The 14,939-nt window shown below is 62.0% G+C and carries 12 protein-coding genes; 6 read left to right on the top strand and 6 right to left on the bottom strand.

Features of this window, described 5'->3' with window-relative positions; genetic code table 11:
* Positions 1 to 56: 56 nt before the first annotated feature.
* Together MRBLAR12_RS08700 and MRBLAR12_RS08695 are read right to left on the bottom strand one after the other, a co-directional pair.
* Positions 57 to 179, bottom strand: coding sequence for a hypothetical protein (locus MRBLAR12_RS08700; protein ID WP_364745233.1), 123 nt, complete (start codon positions 177 to 179; stop codon positions 57 to 59).
* 307 nt (positions 180 to 486) lie between these two features.
* Positions 487 to 1,302: an MBL fold metallo-hydrolase gene (locus MRBLAR12_RS08695; protein ID WP_364745231.1), complete on the bottom strand. Its 816-nt coding sequence runs from the start codon at positions 1,300 to 1,302 to the stop codon at positions 487 to 489.
* A 219-nt stretch (positions 1,303 to 1,521) separates the two neighbouring features.
* Here MRBLAR12_RS08695 and MRBLAR12_RS08690 point away from each other — a divergent pair, with 219 nt between their 5' ends.
* The 3 genes from MRBLAR12_RS08690 (at position 1,522) to MRBLAR12_RS08680 (ending at position 3,487) form a co-directional block, all read left to right on the top strand.
* Positions 1,522 to 2,151, top strand: coding sequence for a TMEM175 family protein (locus MRBLAR12_RS08690; protein ID WP_364745228.1), 630 nt, complete (start codon positions 1,522 to 1,524; stop codon positions 2,149 to 2,151).
* An 87-nt stretch (positions 2,152 to 2,238) separates the two neighbouring features.
* On the top strand, positions 2,239 to 2,988 hold the full coding sequence (locus tag MRBLAR12_RS08685; RefSeq protein WP_364745225.1) for a hypothetical protein: 750 nt from the start codon (positions 2,239 to 2,241) through the stop codon (positions 2,986 to 2,988).
* The gene (locus MRBLAR12_RS08680) at positions 2,930 to 3,487 is read left to right on the top strand and encodes an SGNH/GDSL hydrolase family protein (protein WP_364745223.1); all 558 of its coding nucleotides are present in this window, start codon (positions 2,930 to 2,932) and stop codon (positions 3,485 to 3,487) included. Before MRBLAR12_RS08685 ends, MRBLAR12_RS08680 begins: the two co-directional genes overlap by 59 nt.
* A 21-nt stretch (positions 3,488 to 3,508) precedes the next feature.
* Here MRBLAR12_RS08680 and MRBLAR12_RS08675 read toward each other — a convergent pair whose 3' ends face one another.
* The 4 genes from MRBLAR12_RS08675 to pdhA all read right to left on the bottom strand — a co-directional run bounded on the left by MRBLAR12_RS08675 (position 3,509) and on the right by pdhA (position 10,699).
* On the bottom strand, positions 3,509 to 6,250 hold the full coding sequence (locus tag MRBLAR12_RS08675) for an SGNH hydrolase domain-containing protein (protein WP_364745220.1): 2,742 nt from the start codon (positions 6,248 to 6,250) through the stop codon (positions 3,509 to 3,511).
* A 602-nt stretch (positions 6,251 to 6,852) separates the two neighbouring features.
* Entirely contained in the window at positions 6,853 to 8,349 is a 1,497-nt protein-coding gene (locus MRBLAR12_RS08670) for a dihydrolipoamide acetyltransferase family protein (protein ID WP_364745217.1), read from the bottom strand.
* A 2-nt stretch (positions 8,350 to 8,351) separates the two neighbouring features.
* Positions 8,352 to 9,464 carry an alpha-ketoacid dehydrogenase subunit beta gene (locus MRBLAR12_RS08665; protein ID WP_364745214.1) on the bottom strand — a complete coding sequence of 371 codons (1,113 nt, stop codon included), beginning with the start codon at positions 9,462 to 9,464 and terminating at the stop codon, positions 8,352 to 8,354.
* Positions 9,461 to 10,699: a pyruvate dehydrogenase (acetyl-transferring) E1 component subunit alpha gene (pdhA, locus tag MRBLAR12_RS08660; protein WP_364745211.1), complete on the bottom strand. Its 1,239-nt coding sequence runs from the start codon at positions 10,697 to 10,699 to the stop codon at positions 9,461 to 9,463. Before pdhA ends, MRBLAR12_RS08665 begins: the two co-directional genes overlap by 4 nt.
* A 159-nt stretch (positions 10,700 to 10,858) precedes the next feature.
* On the opposite strand from pdhA, the gene MRBLAR12_RS08655 reads away from it, so the two are divergent.
* The 3 genes from MRBLAR12_RS08655 to MRBLAR12_RS08645 all read left to right on the top strand — a co-directional run bounded on the left by MRBLAR12_RS08655 (position 10,859) and on the right by MRBLAR12_RS08645 (position 14,614).
* On the top strand, positions 10,859 to 11,323 hold the full coding sequence (locus tag MRBLAR12_RS08655) for an Lrp/AsnC family transcriptional regulator (RefSeq protein WP_364745208.1): 465 nt from the start codon (positions 10,859 to 10,861) through the stop codon (positions 11,321 to 11,323).
* A 353-nt stretch (positions 11,324 to 11,676) separates the two neighbouring features.
* Positions 11,677 to 13,191 carry a polysaccharide biosynthesis tyrosine autokinase gene (locus tag MRBLAR12_RS08650; protein WP_364745970.1) on the top strand — a complete coding sequence of 505 codons (1,515 nt, stop codon included), beginning with the start codon at positions 11,677 to 11,679 and terminating at the stop codon, positions 13,189 to 13,191.
* Positions 13,192 to 13,246: 55 nt separating this feature from the next.
* A complete protein-coding gene (locus MRBLAR12_RS08645) occupies positions 13,247 to 14,614 on the top strand; it encodes a hypothetical protein (RefSeq protein ID WP_364745207.1) in 1,368 nt (455 codons plus the stop codon).
* Positions 14,615 to 14,939: the final 325 nt, after the last annotated feature.

The following is a 14,939-nucleotide window of genomic DNA, read 5'->3' as shown; positions in this document are numbered from 1 at the left end:
GCAGGCACGGTGGTCAGCTGACGGGACCCGCAAACGCGGCCGGAAAGTGCCCCTATTCAGCGACGCAGAGCGAGCACCACAACGGCGACCGTTGCTGCCGCCAAGAGCACCAGGCCCACGTAGGCCCACCATTTCGGCCGGTTGCGGTGGGGGTTGATGTCGACGTACGGCACTGTCATGACTCCTGGCGATGGGGAACGGAGGCGGGCTCGTGTCTGCGCCGCCTGAGGCGAAGTAGCCCGTAGAACACGGCGGAGAGAAACACGAGACTCCCCAGCAAAATGCACAGCGCAAGGACATAGCCGGGCAAAGTCACAGGTGAGACCTCCTGAGAGCAGCGACATCATTTTGTCGCGAGCCCCTCGGATCCCCATCCTTGGGCAAGCTGGTCGCTGGGCGAGAGCGGGTCCACGGAAAGGGACCCGGAGATGAGATTACTCACAGGCTACCGGCGTTGTCCATCCGGCGCGCGTGAGCCCGCCAGTCCTAGCGGTGGGCCCGCGTGTCCTGCAGGCGCTTAATGAACCAGCGCGACTGCTCGGGGCCGTACGGCAGGATCGGGATGGCCTTGGTAGCGTCGTCCGGGGTTTCCCGGGTGGCCTGGATTGCCTGCCGGACCGCGGTGGTCATGGTGTTGGCCATGGTCTTGACGAACTCGTCGCTGCACGGTTCGCCGTGGCCGGGAATCAGGAATTCGTAGCGGTGCCGCAGCGCGGAAAGGTGCCGGAGGGCGTCGGCCCAGTCTTCCGGGAAAGAATCCTCGAAGGACGGGTGGGAACCTTGTTCCACAAGGTCGCCGGCGTAGAGGGTGCTCGCCGTGCCGACCAGGAGGTCACCGTCGGTGTGGCCGCGGCCCAGATAGAACAAGGTGGCAGTCTGCCCGCCAAGGTCCACCAGGACCGGCTGGTCCTTCACGATCGCGTTCGGAACCACCAACTCGGCGTCGGAGCCCTGCCCGGCCGCCATTTCCGGTTCCTCCGAGGCCACGAGCCGGCGCTGCTCGTCGCCGTTCTCCTCGATTTCCGCGGCGCAGTTCTCGTGCGCCCAGAATTCCGTGACGCCGTCGTCGGCGAAGACCGCATTGCCGAAGAAGTGGTCGTAGTGGGCGTGCGTGTTGACCACCACCAGCGGCAGCATGGTCTTTTCCCGCACAGCGGTCAGGATCTCACGGCCTTGGCGGGGGCCGCCGCCGGTGTCGATCACCATGGCGCGCTCGGTGCCGACCACCAGACCCGTGTTGAGCAGGGAACCTTGAGTTGTCAGTACGTAGTTGTCCGGACCGACCTCGAGCCATCGTGACATTGAATCTCCGTAATTCCGACGCTTTTCCGGCGTTGTTGGTGCGGTGTGTTGGCCTCGATTCTACCCGTGTCGGCTGGCAATTCCGGGAGGGCATGGCCGTCCTGACCCTGCGGCGGTGTGCCCGGACGCCCCTCGTCCTGGCCCGCACCGCGGAGTAGCCTGTGGGCAACTTCCGTCCATGAGCCCGTTGCTCCGCCAAACGATTGGGGGTGGCTCCCGTTGAATGCCGGTACTTCCCTGGAGCGGATGGTGTTCTTCAGCGATGCCGTCTTCGCCATCGCTCTGACCCTCCTGGCCCTGGACCTGAAACTGCCCGAGGGCATCCCCGCGGAGCAGCTGGACAACGCCTTGCTTGCGGCCTGGCCACAGTTGCTGGCGTATGCCTTGTCCTTTGTCATCATCGCCAAGACGTGGATGTCGCACCACTCCGACTTTGCCCTCATCCGCCGCTTCAATGCGAACCTGGCCTGGCTGAATCTGGCGCTCTTGTTCTTCATTGCCATGCTGCCCGCTCCGACGTCTATCCTCAGCGACTACGGGGACGACCCCACGCCGTGGCCGAGCATTTTGTACGCCGCCAACATTGCCGCGGTCTATCTGATGCTGGCGGCCATTTGGGGCTACGCGAAGCACGCCGGGCTCATGGACCGCGAAATGGCCGCCCACGTGCACCGCCGCATCTTCTATGCGCGCATCGCCGTGACCTTGGTCTTCCTACTCTCGATTCCGGCGGCGTTCGTCCTCAACGCCTACACGCCGTTTATGTGGCTGCTGCTCCTGCCGGCGTCGTGGCTGGCGCGGTGGCTATCCGCGAAGACGGAGAAGAGCGCGGGGACCGCACAGAACTGACCGTGCGGTCCCCGCCCCAACATCTGGGAACTCCGGCGAGTATAAGTGAGCGTCAGTTCGGTGACCTCGCGGACCGCGAGCTCCCCGTTGACTGCCCCGTTGCCGAGTGAACTTAATGCCACTATTGCTGCGGCAAGTGCAGACAAGGTGAACCGTACAGAAGCCGTGACTAAGTACGCGCCGCTGGCCCGGCTGGATCGTTGGGCCACGGACGCATTCGCGGCCCCGGGCGCTACGGACGTGCCCGCCGTGACCGTGACGAGGGCGGGCTTCTTCTCATCCTCAACAACCGGCACCATTGCCGGGGCGACATTGATCCGCGAAAAGCGCATCGGAGACGTGTCAACGGCAAACCTTGACATCGCCGGGGATACACACTTCCGCATCAAGGGCGCCCCGTCTGGCATCCCGGAAGACTCGGGCAACCAGCAGGCCAACTTCGTGAAGACCCCGTTCATTCCGGGTCAGTCGACGGTTGCCTGGACGTGGAGCATCGAAACGGACATGGTCGGCGCGGAAATTGAATACAAGTTCCGCTGCGTCCCGACGTCGTTCGCGTACATGCTGCGGGTTAATGGGCGTTGGGTTACCGAGACGCAAAGCCTTGTGACAGGACTGATCGGAGGCGGCACGTTTAGGTTCAAGCTGACTTTCCCGGACGCCCGCCCGCGCACCGTGGAACTGTTCACCCGTGACGCGGCATTCGGCGGGGCATGGGCGTCGACCGGGACAACCCTGGTCCGCACACCCGCGCCCATTACCCCGGCGGATCGCCATTGTGGGCGACTCATTCACGCAGGGCTCGGGCACGGCCCCGGGCGGGGCTGGCGTATTTGAAACCTACGCCATGCGCCTCGCATACCTGCTGGGCGCCGACGAGACAATCCTCGCGGGCATCGGCGGGACCGGCTGGCTTGCGTCGGCCTCGCCGTTCTCGACCCGCATGAGCGGCGTAACCGGAATGAACCCGGACGTCGTGATATTCCTCGGCTCCCGAAACGACTCGTGGACGGACATCCCAGCCCTAACAGCCGCCGTGACATCAACCGTGGCGACGTGCAGCGCCGTCCCGGAAGTCTACGTGTCCGGGTATATCGTCGCCGGAACGGGCACTGGCAACAACGCGGTCAAGGCCGGGACCGAAGCGGCAGGACGCCCCTACATTGACCTCATGGGAATCATCTACGGCACGGGCAAGTCAGTCACCATGACCGGCAACGGCAACGCCGATTACTGCATCGGCACTGACAACGTCCACCCGACCCATGAGGGTCACAAGCTCCTGACCAGGCGCCTCTATCAGGGCATCGCAGGCGGCTTCAGTATGACGCCGTAACGGCGCTTTCAAGCTCGTTAATTAGGGTTTCCCAAGAGCTGCGGCAAGGTGTGGGAGGATCTGCTTCGCCATGTAGGCGTGTCCCTCGTCGGTCGGATGAGTTTTGTCCGTGCCGATGAGGGAGGGCTTATCGAAGAACCACAGCTCGGCAATCGGGTCAATCCATGTGGCGCCAGCGGCTTCCGCCGCACTCCGCAGAGCTTGACTGTTGGCAATGATCTTGGCAGGCACCTTGGGGTTGCTCCAGGCGGGGCCGAAGACAACCAGTTTTGCGTTCGGTGCCAGCTTCTTCGCATCTGCATAGGCCTTGGCAGCAGCCATGCCCACCTGCGCCGAGTTGGCGCCGCTGTCGTTGATGCTGCCGAAAAACACAATCAGGTCGGTCTTAGGTCCGATCGATGTGGTGAGCAGTTCGTCGAAGACAATGTTCTTTGGTCCCGGGGCGACATAGCCGGAGCCGCCGGCGGCGGATCGGGAGAGGCTAATCGGCCCGGAGACCTGAAGCTGCTGGGCAACCAGCGATGTCCAGTTGGTCGTGGACACGCCGCCCATGTCCGACCCGGCAACGTAGGAGTCGCCCACGACGGTCACAAGCTTCGGGTCCGTCTGTGTAGCGGGCGCCGAGGCAGTTGGCGCCTTCACAACCGGTGCGCCAATCTCGGCCAGGCGTGCACCAAGAGCCGGCCCGAGGGTTGTCGAATATGTAGCCGTCAAATGGTTGCTGTCGCGGTAAACGAGCACTTTGCCGACGATCGGCGCGCACCGGGTACCTGGGCAAATGGAGTCGGTCATGTCGACTTCCTCTACTTTGCCCATGGCACCGGCCGCTTCGCGCTGGACAGCGGAGCCGTTCGCCATCGCTTTCTCGCGGTCCACAGCGCACTTAGTGAGTGACTGTGGGTTCGTGCTCACGCACTCGGGGACGTTGATGCCAGGTCTCGGGGTGTCCATCAGTACGGCGAATGGGACGCTCGCCTCACGAAGTCGAGTCCAAGCAGACTCCAATCCTTGGGCAAACGATTGCTCACCCGTCGTTTGGTAGCTCTGTCCCGTGACGAGTACAAGGTCGGGACGCTCCGGACCCGTCAGCGCTTTCGTTACATTGCTATTCCAAGTGGTGCATTCGTCATACACCCGTGTATTGCCCTCCGCCATGATGGGCGTTCCAACGAACGGACAAGAGGACTTCGTGTAGCTATCCACCTGCCACGCGTTCTCTTTGGCGAGGCGTGTGAGCGCAGGGACCCATTGAGCCGCATGGGAATCTCCTACGACTGCAACACGGTAGTCTGCCCCGGACTTGCCGTAGGTACAAGCCTCAGGTTCGACCTCCGTCACGGCCTGATGGCAGCCGTCTTTGTAGACGGTCGGGTTGTCGTTCGCAGCTTCCAGTGCCGAGGGCATGAACGCGTCGACTACGTCCTTCGGCTCTCCAACCGAGGGGTCCTTGGCGAGCAATTCTGCACCGACCAGTGCGACCGGAGCTGAGACCGCTGAGCCGGGACTCGCGACTGGCGGCACATAGACCCCTTGCTCAGCAGGCTTCGGCAGCACCATGATTCCGACGGCCATCACGGCTGTCACCAGAATGGCCACAGCGCCTACCTGCAGCGCATCCCCGTCGCTCTGCTGAAAGTCTTTCAGCGGAGTCTCAACGTAGCGATAGCTCAAGTAGGCAGGTACAAAAGATGCTGCCACTATTAGAAGCCCCTGATGCAGTTGCAGCTGACCCAAAAGATACGTGCCGATTACGATCATGGGCCAGTGCCAGAGGTAAAGAGAGTACGAGATGTCGCCAATGCGCGTAGCCGGACTAACCGACAATATTCGTCCTACCCCCAGCCGGTCGCGCCCGCCCATGCCAGCGATGATCACGGCCGCTGCGCCAAGTGTGGGCACACATGCGGCAACACCAGGGAACGGTGTGGAGCTGGAGTAAGAAACCCCGGCCATCAGAATGGCAGCTAACCCGCCCCAGCCAAGCAAGCGCGACGTATTACCGCCAAGACGCTGAAGCTGCGGGGCGAAAATTGCCACCATGGCACCGATGCCAAGCTCCCACAGTCGCGTCGTTGAAACAAAGTAGGCCGCGCCAGGGTTCGCTGCAGTGTAGTACGCCGAGAAGCCGAGGGAAGGTACGGTGACGGCGAGTACGGCAATAGTTGCCCACCGCTTGAATTTCACCGAATCCACGCGCCTCCGCCGCTGTCGCCTCGAGCGCCCGCCCGCTAGGAACAGGCATCCAGCCAACAGGAGGGGCCACAAGAGGTAGAACTGCTCTTCCACAGCTAGCGTCCAAAAGTGTTGGACAGGGCTTGCGGCCTCATCATTGTTGAGGTAATCAACGGCGCTTCCGGCGAATAGCCAGTTCACGACATTGAAAGCGCTAGCCATGATCTGCCACGCTGTGTCATCCCAGCGCGTCCGCGGCAAGATGAAGAAAGTGGCGGCCGCCACCACAATGAGGACCAGCGTAGAGGCGGGAAGGATACGCTTGGCTCGGCGAGCGTAGAACCCCGTAATGGAAATGCTGTTTGAACTGGCCGCCTCTTTGAGTAGTATGCCCGTGATGAGAAAGCCGGAGATGACAAAGAATACGTCCACTCCAACGAATCCACCTGGGAAGACCGTGGCCCCGGCGTGGTAGACGAGCACCAGTAAAACGGCCAGCGCACGCAAACCCTGCACATCAGGCCTGAAGCCTGATTTCTTGACGCCTCCGAATTGCTTACTTTGGCTTCTTGACAGCGTCAACTGCGCCACATTTCCCCCTATGTTTTATTCCCAGATCCTATATCAGAGGCAAGGCGCAACAGACATCGCAGACGCAATACGACTGGTTAGGTAAGACCGGCTGGGTTGCCAAGTAGCGTGCCGGGCCCGGCAGGCTAAGTGGTGGACTTGCTTCGGAGGATCGCAGCAGGCAGATCCACAACCTTCCCTAGGGACGTGCGGATAATAGCTAGCACGGATACGGGTGCAACAACGGATATTTTGGTGACCCTTTCATCTGCATTAATCAGGGCGATGAGGTCCTGGATCTCGCGTTCCGTAAGCCGGGGCCGTTTGCGCCGCCACTTGTCGTTGTATGTCCCTTGTTCCATGGTCCGAGACTAAGAACTAGGAGCAATGGGCGCACGAGTAGTGACTACGGGCATTTAGTGGCGCAAATCACTCGCTTACGGACAGGCAAGACCGGTTAAGTGCCCCGGCCGGCCGTGACAGAAATCCCGCCCTGTCCGCATGCCACAACGACCGACAGTTCGCAAGGGCGGCTTCAACCACCCGTTGCATCCAAGCAACCTTGGCTTCCCGTTCAGTCACCGGGAGGCTAGATTGGATCGGTTCGGACGGCCCCGCCCACCTCACATGTCCGCGAGCACCGACCCCGGGTTCTCGATCGCGTCGGCGACGTAGCGCAGGAAACCGCCGGCCGCGCCGCCGTCGCACACCCGGTGGTCGAACGTGAGAGTCAGTTCGGTGACCTTGCGGACCGCGAGTTCGCCGTTGACCACCCAGGGCTTGTCGATGATCCGCCCGACGCCGAGGATTCCGACCTCGGGGTGGTTGATGATCGCGGCAGACCCGTCCACACCGAACACGCCGTAGTTGTTCAGCGTGAACGTGCCGCTGCCCAGTTCCGCCGGGGTCGCCTTGCCTTCGCGCACGACGGCCGTGAGGCGGCGGATCTCCGCGTCCAGTTCGCGGGCGCTGAGCTTGTCCGCGTTCCGCACGGACGGCACCATCAGTCCGCGGTCAGTCTGCGCCGCGAAACCGAGGTTGACGCCGTCGAAGGCCACAATCTCCTGCATGGCGCCGCCGGCCACGTCCTCCGTGGTCACGATCCTGGTGTTCAGCTCCGGGTACTTCTTCAGCCCCGCGACGACGAACCGGGCGATGAACGCCAGCAGGCCCGGCGTGTTGTGCGGGTCGGCCTTCTTCAGCGCGGCGCGCATCTCCACGAGCGCCGTGGCGTCCACGTCCACCCACACCGTGGCTTCCGGGATCTCGGACCGGCTGCGCGTCATGTTCGCCGCCACAGCCTTGCGGACGCCCCGGACGGCAGTACGTCCGGAAATGCCCAGCCCGGTACGCGCATCCGTATCGGACAGAATAGACGCCGCGGCAGGCGCAGCAGGAGCGGCCGTCTCAGCCACCGGGCGCACAGCCACCGGAGACGGCTTGATCACAGCCTCCACATCCCGCCGCATGATGAGCCCGCTGGCCCCCGACCCCTGGAGTCCCCCCAAATCGACCCCATGATCGCGCGCCATCCGGCGGACCAGCGGAGAAATAACGGCCCCCAATTTCCCGGGAACCCTGGTCCGCGTCAGCAACAGGTCATCGGCAGCCTTCTCGGCAGCAGACACCCCGTTTATCGGCTCGGCCCCCGCAGCCCGCTTAGGAGCCCGAGTCCGTCGAGCAACCCCATGCCCGCCCGGAGTCCCATAACCGATCAGGACATTGCCAGACCCGGCCTTCTCCTCCTCGCGGTACGCTTCAGCGGCAACAGCAGCAGGCGCGGAAACAGCAGCGAAACCAGCCGACGCGGATGATGCCGCCCCGGGAGTGGCATCGGGCCTCCCTACGGCGACACCTGCGGCCGAAACATCAGCACCAACCGGCATCACCGAGATCAGCGGCTTGCCGACGTCCAGCGTCTGGCCGGGCTCGCCGTGCAGCACGGCCACGGTGCCGGCGTACGGGGAGGGCACCTCCACCATGGACTTGGCCGTCTCCACCTCGGCGATTGGCTGGTCCACGCGGATCTCGTCGCCCACGGCCACAAGCCAGTTCACGAGTTCGGCCTCGGTCAGGCCTTCGCCCAGGTCCGGCAGGAGGAATACTTTCGGTTCGCTCATGGTCAGTCTTCCCACTGGAGGTCGTCAACGGCGTCGAGGATGCGGTCCACGCCGGGCAGGTAGTAGTGCTCAAGCTTCGGCGCCGGGTAGGGCACGTCGAAGCCGGTGACGCGGCGGATCGGCGCGGCCAGGTGGTGGAAACAGCGTTCCTGGACCCGGGCGACGATTTCCGAGGCGACAGACGCGAAGCCGTGGGCCTCGGCGATCACCACGGCGCGGCCGGTCTTGCGGACCGAGGCGCAGACGGTCTCGTCGTCGAACGGGACGATCGAGCGGACGTCGATCACTTCCAGCGAGCGGCCTTCCTCGGCGGCGGCGGCCGCGGCGGCGAGCGCCGTCGGGACGGACGGTCCGTAGGCGATCAGCGTGGCGTCGGTACCGGGGCGGGCGACGGCGGCCCTGCCCTCGGAGGAGGTGCCGCGCTCGGTGTTCTCGGCGTGCTCGGCGCGCAGCGCGTCCAGGTCCACCTGGTCCTTGGACCAGTACAGCTTTTTGGGCTCCATGAACATGACGGGATCGTCGGAGTCGATGGCTTCGCGGAGCATCCGGTAGCCGTCGGCCACGGTGGCGGGGGTGAAGACCTTCAGGCCGGCGGTGTGCGCGTAGTAGGCCTCGGAGGAGTCGCAGTGGTGCTCCACTCCCCCGATGCCGCCGGCGTACGGGACCCGGATGACCATGGGCAGCTTCACGGCGCCCTTGGTGCGGTTGTGCATCTTGGCCACGTGGCTGACGATCTGTTCGAAGGCCGGGTAGGCGAACGCGTCGAACTGCATCTCGATGACCGGGCGCATGCCGTTCATGGCCATGCCGACGGCCATGCCGACGATCCCGGATTCGGCCAGGGGGGTGTCGAAGCAACGGCTCGTGCCGAAGGTCTTGGTGAGCCCGTCCGTGATGCGGAAGACCCCGCCGAGCATGCCGACGTCCTCGCCGAATACCAGGACCGACTCGTCGGCGTGCATGGCGTCGGCCATCGCGGTGTTGAGGGCCTTGGCAAGCGTGATGGTCTGCGGGCCGGTCAACTCTGCGGTGGCTGCAGCTTTGGCGGCCGCGCGGGCGGTCGCCGCGCTGACGTTACCGTTCGCTTCGGAGGACGTGGTGATGGTGGGGCTCATTTGCTGGCCTCCCTAGATGTGGATTCGGCTGCGGTGGATGCGGCGTCGCGGGCCAGTTCGTCGGCGAGCATGGCTGACTGTTCCTTCAGCTGTGGGGTGGGGGTGGAGAAGACGTACTTGAAGAGGTCCTGCGGTTCCACCGGGACCTCTTCGCTGAGGCCTTCGCGCAGCTGCGTGGCCACTGCCTCGGCCTTTTCGGCGATCCTGGCGGCGCGGCCGTCGTCGAGCAGGCCGCGGTCCGTCAGGTAGGTCTTCATCCGGCTCAGCGGGTCCTTGGCCACCCACTCGGCCACTTCGCTGTCCTGCCGGTAGCGGGTGGCGTCGTCGGCGTTGGTGTGCGCCTGCATCCGGTAGGTGTGCGCCTCCACCAGGAGCGGGCCGGAGCCTTCCCGGGCGAGCTTGACGGCCCGGCCGAGGACGGCGAGGAGGGCGACGACGTCGTTGCCGTCCACGCGTTCGCCGGCCATGCCGTAGCCCACGGCCTTGTGGGCCAGCGACGGCGCGACGGACTGGTGCGCGAGCGGCACGGAGATCGCGTACTGGTTGTTCTGGACGAAGAAGACCACGGGCAGGTGGAAGACGGCGGCGAAGTTCAGGGCCTCGTGGAAGTCGCCTTCGCTTGTGGCGCCGTCACCACACATGGCCAGGACCACGGTGTCCTCGCCGCGGAGCTTGGCGGCGTGGGCAACGCCGACGCCGTGCAGCAGCTGGGTGGTCAGCGGGGTGCACTGGATGCCGACCTTGTTCTTGGCGGGGTCGTAGCCGCCGTGCCAGTCGCCGCGGAACAGCGTCATCGTCTGGACAGGGTCCACGCCGCGGGCCATCACGGCCACGGAGTCGCGGTAGGTGGGGAACAGCCAGTCACCCTGGGCAAGGCACAGGGCCGCGGCAACCTGGCATGCCTCCTGGCCGTGGCTTGAAGGGTAGACGGCCATGCGGCCCTGCCGGACCAGCGCGGAGTTCTGGTCATTGACGCGGCGGCCGACGACGAGCTGCTCGTAGGCGGCCAGCAGTTCGGCCTCGCTGGGCAGGCTGTACTCGTGCCCGGGCTGGGTGCCCTGCTCCGTGTGCGGATTCAGGGTGCCGTCGGGGCCGACCATCTGGATCTGGTGTCGGGCCGGAAGCATGTAGTCCTCAACCGTGATGCCGAACTTGCTCACGGCGTCACTGGCTGGATTCTGCTGCGCGGCCTGCTGCGCGTGTTGCTGCGCAGCGTGGTCTGCGGAGATCGTCATTGGTCCGTCCTTCTGTAGCCACTAATCTTTCCCAGTATGCCGCCAGCCGCCGTTTCGTATCCACCTCCACGGCAAATCGTGGAGAAGTCCACAAATTTGCCCTAGTCTGGAAGACAAATCGTAAGTGTGAGCTGGATTACCGGCGGGGGTTGTAGACGAATGGCAGAGCTTGAGGCGGAGCAGGCGGCGGTGCCGCTGGACGATGTGGACCGGAACATCATCGCGGAGCTGACCCGGGACGGCCGGATGTCCGTGACACAGGTGGCCGAGAACGTCCACATTTCCCGTGCCCACGCCTACACCCGGATTGCCCGGCTCACCGGCGAGGGCGTCCTGACCAAGTTCACCGCCCTGGTGGATCCCATCAAGGCCGGCTTGAAGTCTTCTGCCTACGTCACGCTGAAGGTGCGCCAGCATTCCTGGCGCGAGCTGCGCGAACTCCTGCGCGCCATCCCGGAGGTCCACCACATTGCGCTGGTGGGCGGGGACTTCGATGTCATCCTGCTGGTGCGCGCCGTGGACAACATCGACCTGCGCCGGGTGATCTTCGACCAGCTGCAGTCCATGCCCGGGGTCCTGGACACCCAGACGTTCCTGGTGTTTGAGGATGTGGATACGCGGTAACCACTGGCCGCGCGCTAGATCCAGAACTTTTGCCGGGAGCCCGGGCAATGTCCGAACCCAGATGTGACCACAGTTGATCCACGCACCGATTCGGGTCCGCGCCCATCCCGGTCATCCGGCCGGCCAATCGCCGACCATGGTTCTTTAGCTCTTCGCTTGCCTACACATTTGCATCCTTGCCGCGCCAGCAATCCAGACCACCTTCCAGGGGTTGCCCCGACCTCGGACGCTGCCGTAGTAACCCGCAAATCGTTCGGCAAACGCCGGGTATAATGGGCCTGACCGCGCGAATATTGCCGTTCTAGTGGCATTCGCTCAGGGTGCCCCAGAAATCGACACAGGGGGACACCGATTTGGACTTACGCGACTACTTGCGCATCCTTCGCCGCAATTGGATTCTAATAGTTGCAGCTACGTTGGCAGGGCTGCTCATAGGTGGCGCGGTGTCTGTGCTGACGAAGCCCACATATGTTTCGGACACTCAGCTGTTCGTAGCAATATCTAATTCTGGGTCTGTTCAGGAACTCCAGCAAGGCAACACATTCAGCCAAGCTCGAGTCCAGTCGTATGTAAAAACAGTGGATTCTCCGCTAGTACTTCAACCTGTAATTGACAGTTTGGGACTAACGACGTCCGCGGAGGAACTGGCCAAGAGGGTGAAGGCGAGCACTGACCTCAACACCGTTCTGATCAATATCTCCGTAAGCGACGAGTCAGCAGTCCAGGCCGCTGCGATTGCTCAATCGATCGCAAACAGCCTCGTGGCAACGATCGAGACTCTTGAGCGGCCCAAGAACGGCGGTTCATCACCTGTTGGCCTCTCAGTCACGAAGCCAGCCAAAGCCCCACAGATGCCGACAGCCCCGAATACTCCTTTGAATCTCCTCCTTGGTTTGCTCATAGGAGCAGGTCTCGGAGTGGGTCTAGGCATGCTCCGCGCCACCCTTGACAACAGGATTCGAGGTGAGGCTGACCTCCGTCAGGTGACCGATGCGCCCCTCCTGGGTGGAATCACGTTTGATCAGGATGCGGTCAAGCGCCCGCTGATCACCGAGACGGCAACTCAGAGTCCCCGCGCAGAATCTTTTCGCCAGCTTCGGACGAACCTCCAATTCGCCAACATCTCGGGCCAGGCAAGAACCGTACTATTGACGTCCTCCGTGCCAGGCGAGGGAAAGACCACGACTGCCACCAATCTAGCCATCGCCCTGGCTCAGGCCGGACAAAGTGTGTGCCTCATCGATGCAGACCTTCGACGACCAATGATTAGCGAATATCTGGGCTTAGACAGAAATGCTGGACTCACTACGGCGCTCGTAGGGGCTGCGGACGTCGAAGATCTTCTGCAACCGTGGGGTGACGACAACCTCTACGTCCTATCGTCCGGTCAGATTCCGCCCAACCCCAGCGAGCTTCTCGGCTCTTCGGAAATGAAGGATCTTATATCCAGGCTGGAGCAAACCTTCGACACTGTCGTAATTGACGCTCCACCCCTGCTGCCGGTCACTGACGCTGCTGTCCTGTCCCAGCACGTGAGTGGAATAGTCGTCGTTGTCGGTTCCCACAGACTAAAAAACCAAGATCTGGAGAAATCGCTGAAAGCTCTGAAAATGGTGGGAGCGAACGTGCTCGGAATAGTGCTGAACCGCCTCCCCTCCAAAGGGCCGGATGCGTACACATACAGCTACTACAGTCACGACGAAAAAGCTGAATCCGGAGCAAACGTTACAGCCGATAACCCAGCAGACCATGCAATTGCCCAAGACGGTGAGTGGGAAATTCCCGTGTCTTATAATTTTGAACGAGCCCTTCGTGACGCAGAAGTACAACCGGCAAGGTCATTTCCGCGCGGGAGATTCAATGATTAGCTTGCGGGTCGCAATGGATCACTCTCGGCGAAGACGTTGAGATTTGAGAATATAGATGGACAATGATTTTGTGATCCTAGTGTACCTGACGCTAGTCGTTCCTGCATTTATGGCGGTTTGCGTTGCAATCCACATTATTCGACGAACGGGAAGTATTCTAAATTTTCGTTCAATGCTCATTATCAATTATGTCCTCGTGACCCAAATCTCGGGCATTATTCATCTTTTAGAAATTCCTGGTGCGAGCAGAGGATATTTTGATCTGGCTGCATCGATTGAACCGCATTCCCTTGTGAATCCCGTCATGGGCAGCACATTAGGGCTGACTGCTCTTTGCTTGGCGTGCGTCCGCGGGCTTTCGAACTCAGCAGTTCCGACCCGCCTACGGGAGCCGAAAAGGTCCTGGATAACGAATGGTGAACGACGGGCCGCATGGCTGTTCAGCTTGACCATGCTGCCCTTAACACTGTTTTCAATATTTCAAATTCAAGGCTATGTGCGAGATATCGATACAGCTCGAGTCATCTCCGTTGCCGAGGGCTACGCCCGATATAGCTTTATTTCTGGCTGGTTTGTTTGGGTGGTTTCATTTGCCGCAATAGCCTTGGTAAGCGGAAGATTTGGCCAATCACGGCTCTTTGTGCTGATCGTGGCCGCCTCGTCGATGATCGCAATAGTTTTATCGCTCGCATGGAGTGGGGGCCGAACGGTGATCATTGTTATGGCCCTTCCTTTATTGCTGGTCTTGCTGCCAAAGCTAAACGGTGTCCGCTGGCTAGCGCTCCCCGCTGCTGTTATGGCCGCCGTATCGTACATTCTTTCTGCAACGGAAGCCAGAGCGATTAGCTCCGGGGGTCAACTCGCAACGTGGCTGGATTGGGAGTGGGGTCGTTTCTCACTAATGGGGCTTGCCGATGCGCACGTTGACGAGCATGGATTCTTATATGGTGAGACCTTCTTGGCTGGGATCACAAACGTTTTGTTTGGTGCTTTGCGGCTCGTCGGGGTCGGAATCCCTAATCCTCCCCTTCGAATGTCCATGAACATAACCGGTGAGGAACTGCTGAACTCGAGCAGCGCCATACACATAGTTCCAGGCCTCACGGCAGAGCTGTATATGAACTTTGGTCTGATCGGCATTATCATCGGCTATTACAGTCTTGGTCGAATCACATCATGGGTTGACGCTCAATACGATAAGGCCCCGGGTGCGATCCTACGACTGGCGTTTGCCTATCTCGGTACACTCTTAGTCTTCCGGACTGTTTCCGCCGACTCAGGAGCCATCTACGGCTACCTCTTGTACACGGGTCTTCCATTGATTGCTCTAGGCGTCTACTCCGGTTTGGTAAGACGCCGTATTCGACGGCACGCCAAGTCCCCCAGCAACGACATTCTGCACAAGCAGCCTCAGCATCCGTGACGCAGGGCCGCACTTGCCTGTCGTCTTGGACTGCCCCGGCTTTGTGGCTCCTCAATTGGTGGGGGAGGGTGATTCCCGGGTGAATGTCATCCCGCCGTCCGGGAATCCGGCTTCGCAGTTGGTGGCAAATCGGCTTGTATCTCTTAGGTACCCCTGTTGAGGTGGGGTGGTCGTCGTTTACGGTGGCCTTGGGAGGGGCCGGGGTGGTTCTGGTTTTCGGCTGGGCGTCATGGCCCGTGAAAGAGATCGTCGCCCCCGGCCTGTCTTCCAAGCAGACCCGATTGAGGGAATTGGTGGCCGGAGGAGAACGGTGCGCAGCACCGGT

Source organism: Arthrobacter sp. LAR12-1-1.1, assembly GCF_040676555.1.
Classification (GTDB): domain Bacteria; phylum Actinomycetota; class Actinomycetes; order Actinomycetales; family Micrococcaceae; genus Arthrobacter.
Note: the sequence above shows the minus strand (reverse complement) of the source record. Positions and strands in the feature narration are given on the sequence as shown.

What these genes read in the sequence shown, in the direction of transcription:
- MRBLAR12_RS08700 (WP_364745233.1), bottom strand. Translation starts at nt 179, where the DNA reads ATGACAGTGCCGTACGTCGACATCAACCCCCACCGCAACCGGCCGAAA.
- MRBLAR12_RS08695 (WP_364745231.1), bottom strand. Translation starts at nt 1,302, where the DNA reads ATGTCACGATGGCTCGAGGTCGGTCCGGACAACTACGTACTGACAACT.
- MRBLAR12_RS08670 (WP_364745217.1), bottom strand. Translation starts at nt 8,349, where the DNA reads ATGAGCGAACCGAAAGTATTCCTCCTGCCGGACCTGGGCGAAGGCCTG.
- MRBLAR12_RS08665 (WP_364745214.1), bottom strand. Translation starts at nt 9,464, where the DNA reads ATGAGCCCCACCATCACCACGTCCTCCGAAGCGAACGGTAACGTCAGC.
- pdhA (WP_364745211.1), bottom strand. Translation starts at nt 10,699, where the DNA reads ATGACGATCTCCGCAGACCACGCTGCGCAGCAACACGCGCAGCAGGCC.
- MRBLAR12_RS08655 (WP_364745208.1), top strand. Translation starts at nt 10,859, where the DNA reads ATGGCAGAGCTTGAGGCGGAGCAGGCGGCGGTGCCGCTGGACGATGTG.
- MRBLAR12_RS08645 (WP_364745207.1), top strand. Translation starts at nt 13,247, where the DNA reads ATGGACAATGATTTTGTGATCCTAGTGTACCTGACGCTAGTCGTTCCT.